The 15,829-nt window shown below is 64.3% G+C and carries 15 protein-coding genes; 6 read left to right on the top strand and 9 right to left on the bottom strand.

Translation table 11 applies throughout. The annotated features are described in order from the left end of the window. Positions 1 to 16 precede the first annotated feature (16 nt). Positions 17 to 997: a TRAP transporter substrate-binding protein gene (locus tag ACVJNE_RS14400; protein WP_499566619.1), complete on the bottom strand. Its 981-nt coding sequence runs from the start codon at positions 995 to 997 to the stop codon at positions 17 to 19. A gap of 158 nt (positions 998 to 1,155) precedes the next feature. On the opposite strand from ACVJNE_RS14400, the gene ACVJNE_RS14395 reads away from it, so the two are divergent. Further along, positions 1,156 to 4,791: a hydantoinase B/oxoprolinase family protein gene (locus ACVJNE_RS14395; RefSeq protein WP_499566617.1), complete on the top strand. Its 3,636-nt coding sequence runs from the start codon at positions 1,156 to 1,158 to the stop codon at positions 4,789 to 4,791. Positions 4,792 to 4,802: 11 nt separating this feature from the next. Here the strand turns inward: ACVJNE_RS14395 and ACVJNE_RS14390 are convergent, their stop codons facing one another. The 4 genes from ACVJNE_RS14390 to ACVJNE_RS14375 all read right to left on the bottom strand — a co-directional run bounded on the left by ACVJNE_RS14390 (position 4,803) and on the right by ACVJNE_RS14375 (position 7,570). Continuing rightward, positions 4,803 to 5,192, bottom strand: coding sequence for a cupin domain-containing protein (locus tag ACVJNE_RS14390; protein WP_499566615.1), 390 nt, complete (start codon positions 5,190 to 5,192; stop codon positions 4,803 to 4,805). A 62-nt stretch (positions 5,193 to 5,254) separates the two neighbouring features. Beyond that, entirely contained in the window at positions 5,255 to 5,740 is a 486-nt protein-coding gene (locus ACVJNE_RS14385) for an SRPBCC domain-containing protein (protein WP_499566613.1), read from the bottom strand. Continuing rightward, positions 5,737 to 6,075 carry an ArsR/SmtB family transcription factor gene (locus ACVJNE_RS14380; RefSeq protein WP_421925890.1) on the bottom strand — a complete coding sequence of 113 codons (339 nt, stop codon included), beginning with the start codon at positions 6,073 to 6,075 and terminating at the stop codon, positions 5,737 to 5,739. The genes ACVJNE_RS14385 and ACVJNE_RS14380 overlap by 4 nt, the downstream gene beginning before the upstream one ends. A 121-nt stretch (positions 6,076 to 6,196) precedes the next feature. Further along, complete coding sequence (locus ACVJNE_RS14375; RefSeq protein WP_499566611.1) at positions 6,197 to 7,570, bottom strand: serine hydrolase domain-containing protein; 1,374 nt, start codon at positions 7,568 to 7,570, stop codon at positions 6,197 to 6,199. Positions 7,571 to 7,756: 186 nt separating this feature from the next. Here ACVJNE_RS14375 and ACVJNE_RS14370 point away from each other — a divergent pair, with 186 nt between their 5' ends. Both ACVJNE_RS14370 and ACVJNE_RS14365 read left to right on the top strand, forming a co-directional pair. Continuing rightward, complete coding sequence (locus ACVJNE_RS14370; RefSeq protein WP_499566989.1) at positions 7,757 to 8,608, top strand: glycoside hydrolase family 25 protein; 852 nt, start codon at positions 7,757 to 7,759, stop codon at positions 8,606 to 8,608. Positions 8,609 to 8,679: 71 nt separating this feature from the next. After that, positions 8,680 to 9,852: a lytic murein transglycosylase gene (locus ACVJNE_RS14365; RefSeq protein ID WP_499566609.1), complete on the top strand. Its 1,173-nt coding sequence runs from the start codon at positions 8,680 to 8,682 to the stop codon at positions 9,850 to 9,852. Positions 9,853 to 9,889: 37 nt separating this feature from the next. Here ACVJNE_RS14365 and ACVJNE_RS14360 read toward each other — a convergent pair whose 3' ends face one another. Next, the gene (locus ACVJNE_RS14360) at positions 9,890 to 11,110 is read right to left on the bottom strand and encodes an alanine racemase (RefSeq protein ID WP_499566607.1); all 1,221 of its coding nucleotides are present in this window, start codon (positions 11,108 to 11,110) and stop codon (positions 9,890 to 9,892) included. Between the two features lie 173 nt (positions 11,111 to 11,283). On the opposite strand from ACVJNE_RS14360, the gene ACVJNE_RS14355 reads away from it, so the two are divergent. Next, the gene (locus ACVJNE_RS14355) at positions 11,284 to 12,204 is read left to right on the top strand and encodes a DMT family transporter (protein ID WP_499566606.1); all 921 of its coding nucleotides are present in this window, start codon (positions 11,284 to 11,286) and stop codon (positions 12,202 to 12,204) included. 361 nt (positions 12,205 to 12,565) lie between these two features. On the opposite strand, the gene metF is transcribed toward ACVJNE_RS14355, so the two are convergent. Further along, the gene (metF, locus tag ACVJNE_RS14350; RefSeq protein ID WP_499566604.1) at positions 12,566 to 13,477 is read right to left on the bottom strand and encodes a methylenetetrahydrofolate reductase [NAD(P)H]; all 912 of its coding nucleotides are present in this window, start codon (positions 13,475 to 13,477) and stop codon (positions 12,566 to 12,568) included. Continuing rightward, complete coding sequence (locus ACVJNE_RS14345; protein WP_499566603.1) at positions 13,477 to 14,496, bottom strand: ArsR/SmtB family transcription factor; 1,020 nt, start codon at positions 14,494 to 14,496, stop codon at positions 13,477 to 13,479. Before ACVJNE_RS14345 ends, metF begins: the two co-directional genes overlap by 1 nt. Positions 14,497 to 14,601: 105 nt before the next feature. Here ACVJNE_RS14345 and tsaA point away from each other — a divergent pair, with 105 nt between their 5' ends. Both tsaA and ACVJNE_RS14335 read left to right on the top strand, forming a co-directional pair. Next, complete coding sequence (tsaA, locus tag ACVJNE_RS14340; protein WP_499566601.1) at positions 14,602 to 15,105, top strand: tRNA (N6-threonylcarbamoyladenosine(37)-N6)-methyltransferase TrmO; 504 nt, start codon at positions 14,602 to 14,604, stop codon at positions 15,103 to 15,105. Further along, positions 15,102 to 15,419: a DUF2293 domain-containing protein gene (locus ACVJNE_RS14335; protein ID WP_499566599.1), complete on the top strand. Its 318-nt coding sequence runs from the start codon at positions 15,102 to 15,104 to the stop codon at positions 15,417 to 15,419. The genes tsaA and ACVJNE_RS14335 overlap by 4 nt, the downstream gene beginning before the upstream one ends. A 9-nt stretch (positions 15,420 to 15,428) precedes the next feature. Here the strand turns inward: ACVJNE_RS14335 and ACVJNE_RS14330 are convergent, their stop codons facing one another. Next, the gene (locus ACVJNE_RS14330) at positions 15,429 to 15,806 is read right to left on the bottom strand and encodes a nuclear transport factor 2 family protein (RefSeq protein ID WP_499566597.1); all 378 of its coding nucleotides are present in this window, start codon (positions 15,804 to 15,806) and stop codon (positions 15,429 to 15,431) included. Positions 15,807 to 15,829: the final 23 nt, after the last annotated feature.

The following is a 15,829-nucleotide window of genomic DNA, read 5'->3' as shown; positions in this document are numbered from 1 at the left end:
GTCCGCAGTGCAGCGCCTAGTTGCCGCTATATGTCTGCAGCAGAGCCTCGCCGTCGGCGCCGGCCCGCCCCTTCCACTCCTCGGTGATGGTCTCGCCAATCTTGGCGAAATCGGCCTTCAGCTCGTCGGAGGGATTGACGACGGTGACGCCGTTGTCGGCGAGCGCCTTCGTCTTTTCCTGGGTTTCCGTCTGCGACATCTCCCAGCCGCGCGTCTCGGCTTCCGCCGCCGCCTCGAGCACCGCGCTCTTGACGTCGTCGCCCAGCGCGTCGAAAGCGGCTTTGTTGACGATCACCATGTTACGCGGCAGCCATGCCTGCGTGTCGTGGTAGTGGGTCAGGAAGTCCCAGGCCTTGGAATCGACGCCAGTGGACGGCGACGTGATCATCGCTTCTACGCGGCCGGTGGCAAACGCGGTCGGAATGTCGGACGCCTCGATCTGCGTCGGCACCATGCCTGCCAGCTCGGCGACACGCTCGGTCCCGAGGTTGTAGGCACGGAACTTCAGCCCCTCGAGCTCGGACAGCGACGTCACTTCCTTCTTGGCAAAGATGCCCTGCGGCGGCCACGGCACCGAGAACAGGAGCTGCAAGCCCTGCTCGCCGAGCAGCTTTTCGAGATATGGACGCTGCGCATCATAGAGCTTCTTCGACAGTTCGTAGCTCGACGCGAGGAACGGTACGGAGTCGACGCCGAAGATCGGGCTTTCGTTTTCAAGGCGCGATACCAGCAGTTCACCGGCAGGCACGATGCCGTCGCGAACTGAGGTCTTGATCTCCGGATGGGCGATCAGTGACTGGTTCGAATGAACGGTGATCTTGAGTTCGCCGCCGGTCTTTTCGCCAACGTCTTCTGCAAACTGCATGACGTTGCGGGTGTGGAAATTGCCGTCAGGATAAGGCGTCGGCAGATCCCAGGCGGTCTGCGCGAAGGCCGCGCTTGTGACGAAGAGGCCGCCGGCGAGAAGGCCAGCCGCGAGCGGTGCACGGTATTTCATGTCGTTCCCCTTTTCATCTTAATGCTTCGACTTCTGTGTCCGGAGCATGCCGCGTTTCTCCGGCAGATGCCAACGTTGACAGTTTATCGAGAAATCGTCAATAAGTTTTGACGTTGGGGCATCCGGACGTCGGACCCCGCCAGAGGGAGACAAGAAAAATGGCCGGCAAATGGGACTTCTGGATCGACCGCGGCGGCACCTTCACCGACATCATCGGCAGGGACCCCGAAGGCGAGCTCCATCCGCTTAAGCTCCTTTCGGAGAACCCCGAAGCCTATAGCGATGCGGCGATCGCCGGCATCCGCAGGCTGCTTGGTGTCGCAGCCGATGCGCCGGTTCCCTCCGATGCGATCGGCGACATCAAGATGGGCACGACGGTGGCCACCAACGCGCTCCTGGAGCGCAAGGGCGACCGCGTGCTGCTGTTGATCACAAAGGGGTTCCGCGATGCGCTGCGCATCGCCTACCAGGCCCGCCCGGACATCTTCGCCAAGGAAATCGTCCTCCCCGAGCAGCTCTACGAGCGCGTGGTCGAAGTCGATGAGCGCGTGCGCGCCGACGGCACTGTCGAAATGGCGTTCGACGCGGAGCATATCCGCGACGCGGTGAGCCAAGCCAAGGCCGACGGCATCGATGCGGTTGCCATCGTCTTCATGCATGCATGGAAATATCCCCAGCATGAGGAAATGGCGGCAAGCCTTTGCGAAGAATCCGGTTTCTCGCAAATCTCGGTCTCCAACCGCGTCTCGCCGCTGGTCAAGCTGGTCGGCCGTGGCGACACCGCCGTAGTCGACGCCTACCTCTCGCCAATCCTGTCGCGCTACGTTCGGCAGGTCGCGGGCGAACTGGGCATCTCCAGCAACAAGACCGGCGTGGCCTCCCCTCGTCTGATGTTCATGATGTCGTCGGGCGGCCTGACGGCGGCCGACATGTTTCAGGGCAAGGACGCGCTTCTGTCCGGCCCGGCCGGCGGCGTCGTCGGCATGGTGGAAACCGCGCGGCTTGCCGGTTTCGGCAAGGTCATCGGCTTCGACATGGGCGGCACCTCGACCGACGTTGCCCACTATGATGGCGAATATGAGCGCGCGTTCGACACCGAAGTTGCGGGCGTTCGCGTCCGCGCGCCGATGATGCGCATCCACACTGTGGCCGCCGGCGGCGGCTCGGTCCTGCACTACGAGGCGGGGCGCTTTCAGACGGGTCCGGATTCGGCAGGCGCCAATCCCGGCCCGGCATGCTACAGGCGCGGCGGCCCGCTGGCCGTCACCGACGCCAATGTCATGCTGGGCAAGCTCCAGCCCGATTTCTTCCCGGCGATTTTCGGCCCCGAACAGGACCAGCCGCTGGACACCGAGACCGTGCGCGCGAAATTCGCAGCGATGGCAGGAGACATAGGCGATGGCCGCGCACCGGAAGCGGTTGCCGAAGGCTTCGTGACGATCGCCGTCGAGAACATGGCCAACGCCATCAAGAAAATCTCCGTGCAGCGCGGCTACGACGTCACCGAATATCTGCTCAACTGCTTCGGCGGCGCGGGCGGCCAGCATGCCTGCCTCGTAGCCGACGCACTCGGCATGGAAGCCGTGCTGATCCACCCGTTCTCCGGCCTGCTCTCGGCCTATGGCATCGGTCTCTCGGCCATCTTTGCCTCGCGCCAGCAGGCCTTGCTGGCGCCGCTGACGGACATTTCGCTTACGGAAATCGAGGCGACCATCGCCCATCTGCGCGATGCAGTAGCCGAGGAGCTTTCCGTCCAAGGTGTTCCGGCTGACAAGATCGGCTGGAAACCGGTGCTTCAGGTGCGCTACGACGGCACCGACACCGCCCTGCCCGTCACCTTCGACGCGGGTTCGATCGTCGATGCCCGCGCGGCATTCGAGGCTGCCCACAAGGCCCAGTTTGGTTTCATCTACGACGACAAGCCGGCGGTCGTGGAATCTGTCAGCCTGGAAGGCGTGGATACCCGCGGCACCGGCCGCGACGAGCGCGACGGCGAAACCCGCGACATCGACCTGAAAGCCGGCGATACGCGCAAGGTATTCTTCGAGGGCGAATGGCAAGACACCGCCGTCCACCGGCGGAAAAACCTCAAGCCGGGAAACCGCCTCGCCGGCCCCGCTTTGCTGATTGAAAGCCACCAGACCATCGTGATCGAACCGGGCTGGCAGGCGGAAGTGACGGCCAAGAACCACGTGCTGCTGCGCCGTGTCGAAAAGAAGCGCCGTTCGGCGGCCCTTGGCACGGCCGCGGACCCGGTGATGCTCGAGGTGTTCAACAACCTGTTCATGTCGATCGCCGAGCAGATGGGCGTCACGCTGCAGAACACCGCCTATTCGGTGAACATCAAGGAACGGCTGGATTTCTCCTGCGCCGTATTCGACAGGACCGGAGCGCTGGTTGCCAACGCACCGCACATGCCGGTGCATCTGGGCTCCATGGACCGGTCTGTGGAAACGATCATCCGCCTCAACGAGGGCGACATTCATCCGGGCGACGTCTTCGCGCTCAATGCGCCTTACAATGGCGGCACCCACCTGCCCGACATCACCGTGGTCACGCCCGTCTTCGACGACGCAGGCAAGGAGATCCTGTTCTACGCGGCCTCGCGTGGCCACCACGCCGACGTAGGCGGCACCGCGCCGGGCTCGATGACACCGCTTGCTACCACCGTGGACGAGGAAGGCGTGCTGTTCGACAATTTCCGCCTTGTCGAACGCGGACGCTTCCGCGAGGCTGAGCTCCACACGCTTCTGACCGACCATCCCTACCCCGCCCGCAACCCGCACCAGAACATCGCCGATCTCAAGGCGCAGATCGCGGCCAACGAGAAGGGCGTGGCGGAGTTGCGCAAGATGGTCACGCATTTCGGCCTGGAGACGGTGCAGGCCTATATGGGCCATGTGCAGGACAACGCCGCCGAAAGCGTGCGCCGGGTGCTGGAGCGGCTGCCGGACAGCTCGGAATACGAATACCCGACCGACACCGGCCAGCTCATCAAGGTGAAGATCACCGTCGACCGCACAAAGCGCGAGGCCACCGTCGATTTCACCGGCACGTCTCCAGTGCAGAAGAACAATTTCAATGCGCCTGAGCCGGTCGCGCGCGCGGCCGTGCTCTACGCGTTCCGCGTGATGGTCGAAAACAACATCCCGATGAATGCCGGCTGCCTGCGGCCGATCAACATCGTCATTCCCGAAGGCTGCATGTTGAGGCCGTCCTATCCGGCCGCGGTGGTAGCCGGCAATGTCGAGACCTCGCAGCACGTCACCAACGCGATATTCGGCGCGATGGGTGCCATCGCCAACTCGCAAGGCACGATGAACAATCTCACCTTCGGCAACCAGACGTACCAGTATTACGAGACGATCTGCTCCGGCTCCCCGGCCGGCCAGACCAATGACGGCAAGGGGTTCGCGGGAACGTCGGGCGTCCACGTCCACATGACCAACTCACGGCTGACCGATCCGGAAATCCTGGAACTGCGCTTCCCCGTACTTCTCGAGGATTTCCACATCCGGGAAGGATCGGGTGGCAAGGGCAAGTGGAATGCGGGCGACGGCACCAGGCGCAGGATCCGATTCCTTGAGCGGATGGAATGCGCGATCCTGTCGTCGCACCGACAGCATCCGCCGCGGGGCGTGGCCGGCGGTGGCGATGGCGAGACCGGCTCCACCGAGGTGCGCCGGCTCGACGGCTCGGTCGAGTTGCTCAAGGCCTGCGATCAGACGATACTGGAGGCCGGCGAGGCCGTCATCCTCACCACGCCGACAGCGGGAGGCTTCGGGCGCGGCTGAGCCGCGCCCTCTTATTCCAAGTTCGTCTGGATCCAGCGCGGCGACAGGTGGATGTCGAGCGTCTGGAGCCGGCCGGGGCCGAGGTTGATGAACCTGTGCGGCACCGCGGCGGGGGCCATCACCGTTTCACCCGCCTCGGCGTCGATCGTATGGTCGCCTACAAAGAAGCGCGCCCGGCCTTTCTGGACGACGAACACCTCGTCGTAAGGATGGATATGCAGCACCGGCCCGACCCCCGGCTCGTCGTTGCCGTAGGTCAGCACCGTGATCTGCGTTGCAAGGGTCTCGCCGTTGATCGAGCCACGGTACGGCCCGTCAATCGTGGCATCGAAAAGCCGCGCCTTGGCGGGTGGGCGACCGTCGGGCTTGACGGTCGCAGGGTCGAAGTCGCGTCGTGTCATGTAGCCTCCTAGAATTGAAGACGGAGGATGATCGACGCGACGCCGGGAGGCAAGATGGGGCCTCAGGCCGCGAGCTTGCCCGCCGCGATAAGCTCTTCCATCCGCGCGTAGCTCGCCTCCATGCCCTGGTCCATACCGGTGGCAAGCATCGCCTCGCGCGTCGCGCTGTCGGGCAGCGTCATGCGCATGGTCATCAGCGTGCCGTCGCCGTCCGCCGCGAAACGCGTCTCGATATGATTGTCCGGCGTCGGGTCGGGCAGGTGCATGCGCTCGACATGCTCGATTCGGCTGAACGGCTCCAGCGCAATATATTCGCCGGTAAGATGGAACCCGTTGCCGTTGCCGTCCGACCAGGCGTAGCGGACGTTACCGCCCGGCTTCGCCTCGTTGATGCACTCGGTCATTGTCCAGCCGTCCGGGCCCAGCATCCACTTGCGGATCAGCTCCGACTCGGTATGCGCACGATAGACCGTCTCGGGCCGCGCGGCGAAATGGCGGGTGACGACGACATGGGTTTCGCCCTCGGTGACGAGCTTCAGCTTGCTCATTGTTCTTCCTTTCCTTCGTTCTGTTCCAGTTCAGCCAAGACTGCGTCGAGCCGGTCGTAATTGGCTTCCATCGCCTTCCTCAGCCAGTCGAGCCAGCGGTCGATCTCCTTGATCGCCTGCGGCGCGAGACGGCATGGCCGTTTTGCGCCCTCCACCCTCCGCGTGATCAGCCCCGCACCTTCCAGCACCTTGAGATGCCGGGAGATCGCGGGCTGCGACATCGCGAACGGCTCCGCCAGTTCCATCACCGTCGCCTCGCCGGTTGCGAGCCTTGAAAGGATCGCGCGCCGGGTCGGGTCCGACAAAGCCGCAAACGCGGCATCGAGAGTGTTCATCTCCAATCACTCCTATAACTTGAATGTTATATAACACATAAGTTATGTCAATCGAAAAAATCCGTTTGCATGCGCCGACCGCCCGGCGCATCCCTGTCGTCAGAAAATCGGAAGCCTGCGCCTAGTCGTTTTCGCCAGGCAGCAACGCTGCGAGCGCGGCCACAAGCGGTTCCGGTCGATGGCCGAGCTTCGACGGCGTCAGGCCGAGCCTCACGACCACCAGCCCTTGCGACGGCACGACGGCCACGGTCTGCCCGTCATGCCCCCGCAGCCAGAACGTATCTTCGGGAAGCCCCGGCGCTGAGGCCCCGGCGTCCGAGCCCTCCAGCCAGACTTGCCCGCGCCCGTATTTGCCGTCGGAGGCAGGCGCCTCCTCGCGCATCCACGACACAAACCCTTCCGGAAGAACCTGCTGCCCTCGCCACTCGCCTTCATCGAGCAGGAACTGCCCGAACCGAGCCCAGTCGCGCCCGGTCGCGTAGAGGTAGGACGAGCCGACGAAGGTGCCGCTCGCATCGGGCTCCAGCACCGCGCTGGTCATGCCGATGGGCGCAAAGAGCGCTTCGCGCGGAAAGGCGAACGCCTCGGCCGGATCCTCGAAGGCGTTCTGCCAGATGCGCGAAAGCAGCACGGTCGTGCCGCTGGAATAGCTGAAGGTCTCGCCGATCGGCCCTGCAAGCGGCTTGTCGGCCGCGTATGTCGCCATGTCCGGCTGCAGGTAGAGCATGCGGGTCACATCGGTGACGTCGCCATAGTCCTCGTTGAACTCCAGACCGCTCGACATCGCCATAAGGTCGGCGATGGTGATCGTTCCACGCTCGTCGACGTCCCATTCCTCGAACAGCCCGTCCTGGTCGAGCGACAGCCTGCCCTCGCCGACCAGCGCGCCGATGATGGCGGCGGTCACGCTCTTGGTCATCGACCAGCCCAGCAGCGGCGTGTCCGGCCCCGAGCCGTCGCCGTAGCGTTCGCCGACGATGCGCCCATTGTGAACCACGACGACGGCGCGCATGCCGGGACCGGTCAAGGCCGCATCGTCCAGCACGGCGGCAAGCGCGGGGTCCTGTGATGCCTCGACACGCGTGCCGAGCGGCCACAGCGCATTCGGGTTCGGCTTCCCGGCTGCCGGAATCGGCCCCAACGCTGCAAGTTCCGCGCCGGCCGGCAGGGTCGCACAGCCCGCACCCTCGCGGTAAACGGCACGCCCTTCCCCGAACAGCCCGAGAAGCTTGGCCGAAACGCTGCCGGCCGCCTCGTCCACATCGACGTAGATGTATTTGAGCAGCGGGTGCCCAGGCGCCTGCACGTCCAGCGCCAGCACGGCCTGTGAGTCGCGCCCGGCCAGGAAATGGTTGGAACACACGATCTTCGCAGAATAGGCGGTCCCCACCCGGATCAGCGCAGGCGGCGCGAAATAGAGCCAGCCCGCGGCTCCCACCACCACGAGCACGACGAGAAGCAGCAGCCCCTTAAGTATCTTGCCGACGATTCGCATCTTTCCCCGCTCGCCCCATGACTTTGTCGTGAACTCTTGGCAGGAAGCGACGGAAAATCAATGCTTTCGAGAATGCGGCAGTACTTCGCACCCGCCGCATGGATGACGGAGCGGCAGGCATCGATTATTGCTGGCCTTGGTGCGCAGGCGATTCGGGCGCTGCCGCAATGGACCTCGGGGGGATTGATGCTGCGGATCGCGGCCCTTTTATTGACCGCTTTTGTCGCCGCCTGCACCAGCGTCAGCTACGATTTCGGAGATATTGCACCCGAATCGTCGTCTCCGGCCCGTGCGTCTGCACCGCTCGCTTCCGGTGCCGGCAATACGTCCGCATTTCGTGTGGCCGTGCGCAATCCGCGTTTCGGGGACCGCAAGCCGCATCCTTGGGCGGATCGCGCACCCTGGACCTATGCCGTCCACGGCACCGACGCGTCCAAATATCAGGGCCCGGTCGACTGGAAGGCCGCCAGGGCCGCTGGCATCTCCTTCGCCTTCATAAAGGCGACCGAGGGTGGTGACCGGCTCGACGACTATTTTCACGAACACTGGCGCGGCACAAAAGCGGCCGGCATTCCCCGCTCAGCCTACCATTTCTACTACTTCTGCCGCCCGGCGCGCGAACAGGCCGCTTGGTTCATCCGCAACGTGCCGCGTGAGGCGGGCACGCTGCCCCACGTGCTCGACATGGAATGGAACCACTTGTCGCCGACCTGCCGCCTGCGCCCGCCAGCGGCAACCGTGCAGCGCGAGATGCGCGTGTTCCTCGACATGCTGGAACGGCATTATGGCAAGCGGCCGATCATCTACACCTCTGTCGATTTCTACCACGACAACAAGCTCGAGGGATTCGAAGGCTATGATTTCTGGCTGCGTTCGGTCTCAGCTCACCCCGACGAGCGCTACAACCGCGAGCGCTTCCTGTTCTGGCAATATACCGGCACCGGCAAGGTTCCGGGCATGAGCGGCGACGCCGACATCAACGTCTTCAACGGCAGCGAGGCGCAATGGTATGCCTGGTTGCAGAAAAATGCCCGGTAACGCCGAATTTACGCCGTGTTCGGGCGTTTGAAGGCTAGGACTCGAAGCCCCTGCCTCCCGGAGACCTACAGATGAAAACGACGCTGGCCGCCCTTACCCTGACGCTCGCGACAGCCGGGCCAGCGCTGGCGCAGCAATGCGGCGGCGACTTTTCCGCCTGGCGCGCCGGCGTCGCGCAGGAGGCTCAGGCGGCAGGCGTCGGCCAGCGGGGGCTCGCAGCGCTCGACAATGCGCGCATCGACGAGCGCGTTCTCAGCCGCGACCGGGCGCAGGGCGTTTTCACGCAGACCTTTACAGAGTTTGCCGGCCGGATGATCAACAACTACCGGCTGGAACAGGGCGGAAGCCTGCTGCGGCGCCACGCGGACCTGTTCGCCAAGGCAGAGCGCGACTACGGGGTGCCGGGGCCGGTAATTGCCGCCTTCTGGGCACTTGAAACCGACTTCGGCGCGGTACAGGGCGATTTCAACACGCTGAATGCGCTGGTCACGCTGGCCCACGACTGCCGTCGCCCGGAACTGTTCCGCCCGCAGCTCGTGCCGATGCTGACGTTGATCGACAATGGCACGCTGCCGGCCGACAGCCAGGGTGCCTGGGCCGGCGAGATCGGACAGACCCAGATGCTGCCGTCCGACATCCTCAAGCTCGGCGTCGACGGTGATGGTGACGGCGTGGTCGACATGCGCAGGAGCGTACCCGATGTCATCCTGACCACCGCCCGCAAGATCCAGTCGCGCGGCTGGCGCGCCGGCGAGCCATGGATGCTGGAGGTGCAGGTTCCTGACACCCTGCCGTGGGCTGAAACCGGCCGCGTCAATCGCCTGCCCATTTCGCAGTGGACGGCATGGGGCGTTACAAAGCGCGACGGCAGCCCGCTCGATGCAGGCGCACCGGACGCAGGCCTTGCTTTGCCGATGGGCCACAAGGGCCCCGCCTTTCTCGTCTACCCGAACTTCGACGTCTACCTCGAGTGGAATCAGTCCTTCACCTATACGCTGACCGCCGCCAATCTGGCGACCCGTCTGGCCGGCGCGCCGCGTTTCGACGCGCGCAGCCCCGAACAGGGATTGACCGGCGACACGATGAAGCTCCTGCAGCAGAAGTTGCTTGACCGCGGCCACGACGTGGGCGGCATCGACGGCATTCTCGGAGCGATGACCCGCGAGGCCGTCCGCGTCGAGCAGCAGCGTCTCGGCCTGCCGGTCGACGGCTGGCCAACGCCGGCGCTACTGACGAACCTGTGAGGGTGAAGGAAGTAAGGTACCCTGCTGCCCTACTCCCTTAATCCGCCATCGTCTCCAGGCTTGCAAAGCCTTCAGGCGCCGCGCCGGCATCGAACGGCGTCGCGATCTCGACGAAGGTGTCGGGATAGAAGCCGTTGAAGCGCGTGCGCAGAGATAGCGAATAGGCTCCGATATGGCCGATCTCTATCCAGTCGCCCGTGTCGACAGTTTCCGGCAGCCAGAAAGGCCTCGACAGGATATCGACGGAATCGCAGGTCGCCCCGCAGACCCGGAACGGCACGACCTTCTGCTTGTCGCCGTTGCGATGCCGAATCGCGGGGTCCGGAATGAAGCGCGCTGGCAGCGTGATCTTGCCGGTCCATGAATCCGACAGCGATGCCCAGATGCCGTCATTGATGTAGAGCCGCCTGCCCTTGCGCAGCAGCACCCGCACGATCAGCGAAAAGGCGCGCGCGACGATCACCCGGCCGGGCTCGGCGACCAGCGGCGTCTCGCCGAAACCCCATTCCCTGATGTCGCCGCGCAGCCGCGACATGATCTGCCCGAGCGAGGGCATTTCCGGCTTCTTGCGGTTGGGATCGTGGCCGTATTCGGCCGGAAACCCGCCACCGACATCGAGTGCGACGATTTCGGCTTCCGCGCGGTTGCGCACCCAGTCGGCCGAAGCGAGCGCCCTTTCGTACGTGTCTGGGTCCTCGATCTGGCTGCCGACGTGAAAGCACAGCCCGACCTTGAAGCCGCCCCGCGCCAGCCGGTCGGCGAGCTCGACAGCGGTCGCCGGCCCAGCCCCGAACTTCTTGGAAAGCTCATAGGCGGCGCTGCCCTTGGTCTGGATGCGCACGAATACAGTGATGCTGGCCGGATCGATGTCGAGCGCCTTGACGACGCGCGTCAGCTTCACGACCTCGTCCTCGTGATCGATGGCGATCACGCGGATACCGTATTCCTCCAGCGCAAGCCGGATATGCGACTGCGCCTTGATCGGGTGCATGTAGAGCATCTCGGCCTTCGGGGCGATCGCGCGAACGTCGGCGATCTCCTGCGGCGAGGCGACGTCGAACGCCGTCACCCCTGCCTCGGCAAGCGCCTTGAGCACCATCTTCTCGCCGTTGGTCTTGACCGCGTAAGCCGTCTTGCCGGGAAACATCGACATGAATTCCCGGCAATCCTGCTTCAGCACCTCGGGGCGAAAGCAATAGACGGGATCGTCGGGACGAAGCGCGAGCGCTGCTTCGCGGGCATTGTCGAATCGCTGCAAAAGGCGGCCTCCTCGATATTTGCGGCGAGCCTAACAGGCTGCGATGCCGCAACAAAGACGATGTTTCCCAATGCCGGCCACCTCGCGCCAACATATGGACCAAAACACGAAACGGGTGGTGAAACGCTCTGCGGGAGCCCTATTGTGCACCGAACATCGAGGAGCCTGCCGATATGAGTGAAGCTGCCGTTTCACCGCCTTCCCGCCGCGCGATGAGCGGCCGGGACTGGGGCATGCTCGTGCTGCTCGGCGCGATCTGGGGCGGTTCGTTTTTCTTCGCGCGCGTCGCCGTCACAGAGATTCCGCCGCTCACCCTGGTGCTGTTTCGCGTCGGTATCGCCGCTCTGGCGCTTCACCTTTACCTCGCTGCCGCCGGACCGTCGTTCCGGCTCGCCTTCCCGATGGCTGCCAGCTTCTTCCTGCTGGCGATCCTCAACAACATCATCCCCTTCACGCTGATGTTCGCCGGCCAGACGGAACTCGGCGCGGGTGCGGCCTCCATCCTCAACGCGACCACGCCGTTCTGGACGATGATCCTCGCAAATCTGCTGACAGAGGATGAAAAGCTGTCCTGGAACAAGGTCGTCGGCATCGGCTTCGGCATGGCAGGCACCGCAGTCATGATCGGTCCGGGCGTCATCACCGATGCCGGCGCGCCGGTCTGGGCCAAGCTTGCGCTGGTGGGCATGGCGCTCTCCTACGCGCTGGCCGTCATCTATGCGCGCCGGTTCCGCGCCCTGCCGCCGCAGGTGGTCGCAACCGGGCAGTTGACCGCCTCCACCATCATCATGATTCCCGTTGTGCTGCTGTGGCACGGCCCTGAAGGCCTGTTCTCGGCCAGCCCGCCCGTTTGGGCCGCCGTACTCGGTCTGGCCGTGCTGGCAACCTCCTTCGCCTACATCCTCTATTTCAGCCTCATCCGCTCCGCCGGCGCCACCAACGCCTCCCTCGTCACCCTGCTCGTTCCCGTCAGCGCCATCCTGCTTGGCGCGCTCTTCCTCGGCGAGCGGCTGGAGATTTTCGAAATGGGCGGCATGGGTCTGATCGCGCTGGGCCTGATCACCATCGACGGGCGCGTTTTCGGCCGCGGATAGATGTCGCTTCGTCACAATTTTTCAACAGCGGGACGCGACTTCGTTTTGCCAGCGAAAACAAGAAACTGCGCGCGACAGTTCCAACGGATGCCGGACTGGCTTCGCAGCGCAGCATAAAATGCGCTTGCCTGCCGTGCAAAGCTGCCTAGAATCTCCACCATAGTCGTAGAGGAGACTATGCCATGGGACTTGCACGACCACTCAACACATTGATCATCTGTGCTGCGTTTGCCTTCGTAGGCGCCCTCATCATGGGTATATTGGCATAAAGGCGGGGCCGTCACTTCCCTGAAGCGACATATGAACACGACGAAAAGGCCGGACAATCCTCCGGCCTTTTTGCTGTCTGGATCTGCGAACCCTAGGCGGCAGCAGCGGCAGTGCGGACCTGCGGCCTGATCCCGATCAGGTGACAGATCGCGAAGGCCAGATCGGCACGGTTCATCGTGTAGAAGTGGAATTCGCCGATGCCCCGCTCGACAAGGTCCAGCACCTGCTCGGCCGCGATCGCGGCGGCAACGAGCGCATGGGTCTGCGGGTCGTTCTCGAGCCCCTCGAAGCGCTCCGCCAGCCATGCGGGCACATGGGTGCCGCAGCGGGCCGAGAAATTCGCCACCTGCTTGAAGTTGTGGATCGGCAGAACGCCCGGCACGATCGGGATGTAGATGCCTGCCCTGCGCACGCGCTCGACATAACGCTCGTAGAGATCGTTATCGAAGAAGAACTGGGTGATCGCGCGTGTCGCGCCATTATCGACCTTGCGCTTGAGCATGTCGATGTCGGTGGCGAAATCGGCGCTTTCCGGGTGCTTTTCCGGATATGCCGAGACAGAGACCTCGAAATCGCCGATCCTGCGGATGGCGCCGACCAGCTCCGCACCGTTCGAATAGCCCTGAGGATGCGGCCTGTAGGCCTCGCCCACGCCCGCCGCCGGGTCGCCGCGCAACGCAACGAAACGGGTCACGCCAAGGCTTGCGAAGTCGCGCACCACCGCGTCGACGTCCTCGCGCGTGGCATCGACGCAGGTCATGTGCGCGGCAGGCTTCAGCGCGCTGCCGGTGAGAATGCGCCCGACCGTGCGCGCGGTGCGCTCGCGGGTCGATCCGCCCGCACCGTACGTGACGGACACATATTGGGGCGCCAGCGGCTCAAGCCGCGTGATCGTCTCCCACAGGCGGCTTTCCATCTCGTCCGATTTCGGCGGAAAGAACTCGAACGAGACCTTGATCCGGTCGCCAATATCGGTGCGGCGGGACAGGCGGGGATCGGCCATCAAACGGTCTCCTTGGGGGCAGTCTGCATTGCGTGGGAAGAATCGGCGATCAGCAGGCGGCGGTCTCGCGCCACCCACAGCTTCACGGTAAGGCCCGATGCGCCGGCGGTAGGCGCAAACGCGCGTTCGTCCTCCAGTTCGAGCCCGGCCTCCTCCAGCCAGTCGGCGATCTGGCGGTCGGAAAAACCGAGCCGCACGTGCGCGTGCGCGTCACGCAGGAATTCATGCGTATGCGGCGCGAAATCGACGATGACCAGGCGGCCGGCCGGCCGAAGCAGCCGCGACGCCTCGCGGATCGCAAGACCGGGGTCTTCAAGGTAGTGCAGCACCTGATGCATCGTCACGAGGTCGAAGGCATCGCGTTCGACCGGCGGCGCATAGAGATCGCCCTGACGCACCTGCGCATGGGCGACATCGGCCTGGTCGAGGTTGGCGCGGGCGACCGATAGCATCTCCCGCGACAGGTCGATGCCGACGCCGCGCCGGTAGAGCGGCGCGAACAGCTCCAGCAGCCGCCCCGTGCCGGTGCCGAGGTCGAGCATCGCCTGGAACGGGCGCTCACCGATCAGTTCCGTTAAAGCGGCTTCGACGGCCCCATCGGGAACATGCAGGGACCTGATCTGGTCCCAGCTCGCCGCATTGGCGCTGAAATAATCCGCAGCCTTCTCCTGCCGGCGGCGCTTGACCGACGACAGCCGCTCAAGGTCCCGCTCCACAATGGCGTCGGCAGCGTCCACGCGGCCGATCACGCCGCCAAGGAAGTCCCCCGCCGCCTCGCCGTCCGACAGTCGGAAATAGGCCCACGAGCCTTCCTGATAGCGTTCGATGAGCTGTGCATCCATCAGAAGCTTGAGGTGGCGCGACACGCGCGGCTGCGACTGGTTGAGGATTTCGGTGAGGTCAGTGACGGTCAGGTCGCCGCGCGACAGGAGCAGCAAAATCCGTAGGCGGCTGGATTCTGCAGCCGCCTTCAGCGTATCAACCATCATGTTCAGGCCGGTCGAGGAGCGTGTCAGCATCCCAATCTCCAGAAAGACATAAAGATATATTTATATCGATCAGGAGCCGCTGGCAAGCACCGTGTCGCGATCCGGCCAAAAAATGACGCTGCCATGGAAAGCAGGATGACCACTCAAGACAAGCGTGACGGCGAGACCGAACTGGATTTCGACCCGGCCGAAATGGCCACGGATGCGGGCATGGTCTTCATAGGCCGCGTGCGCTCGCCCTGGACCCGCAGGGAGGAATGCCCAAAGAACATGGCCGCCGCACGCGAGCGCTGCATTCCCGCTTTGGTGGAGGTCGATGCCGCCTGGAGAAGCGGTCTGTCAGGGCTGGAGCGCGCCAGCCATATCGCCTTGCTCACATGGCTTGACCGCGCGCCGCGCAACCTCATCGTCCAGAAGCCGCGCCATGCCTCGCAGCCGCGCGGCGTCTTCGCGCTGCGCTCGCCCGCGCGGCCCAACCCGGTTGGTCTGCATGTCGTGCGACTTCTCGGCCTTGATCCCGAAGCTGGTATTCTGACGCTGGAGGCAATCGACGTGCTCGACGGCACACCCGTCATCGACGTCAAGCCCTACTACGCGTCGACCGATGCCGTTCCGGATGCAGTGGTCGGCCAGCCATGAACCCCTCGACCAACCGGCAGCGCGCCATCGCCAAGGCGCTGACCACGCTGCTGCCGATGGCGCCCTATGCCGACATCGAGAAGATCAGGGAAATGGCGAGCGTGCGCAAGATGCGCGACCTGCCGGCCTCCATCGCCGTCTGGATCGCGACCGTGACATACGTACGCCACGAGCATTCGAGCTACGACACGCTGCTCGCCGAAGGCTATGACCGCGACGCGGCGCGCTTCTTCGTCGTCGACGAGATGAACGAGACGCTGACGAGATGGCGCGCGACACGGCTGCTCGACCCGGACGATGGCGAAGCCGACTGATCCGCCCCGTCAGCTCTCGTCGATGATCCGCGAGATCAAGCCATCGGAAAGCTCAAAATACGACGCGCCCCGGAAGGCCAGCTCCTGTCCCGCCTTCCAGCCGTTCGGCAGGTCGGCCGCCACCGTCGCCCAATAGTCGATTTCAACCATTGTTCGGCGGGCGACCGTGATCGATTGCGTAACGGTCTGTCGCCGTGCAGCGAATGCGGCAGCCCCGGCGCGAGCCGATGCCGCAAATTCTTTCTTGTCTCGGGTTTCGGCATTGACCGCACCTTCCGCAACATTCTGAAAATGCACATCATCCGCAAGGCAGACGAGCATCGCATCGACATCGATCGTATTATACGCGGCGATATAGCTTTCTATCGGCTTCGGCAGATCGGCCATCGGTCTTCCTTCGGGTCGGTGCA

This window comes from Mesorhizobium sp. DxT (assembly GCF_058448885.1).
Note: the sequence above shows the minus strand (reverse complement) of the source record. Positions and strands in the feature narration are given on the sequence as shown.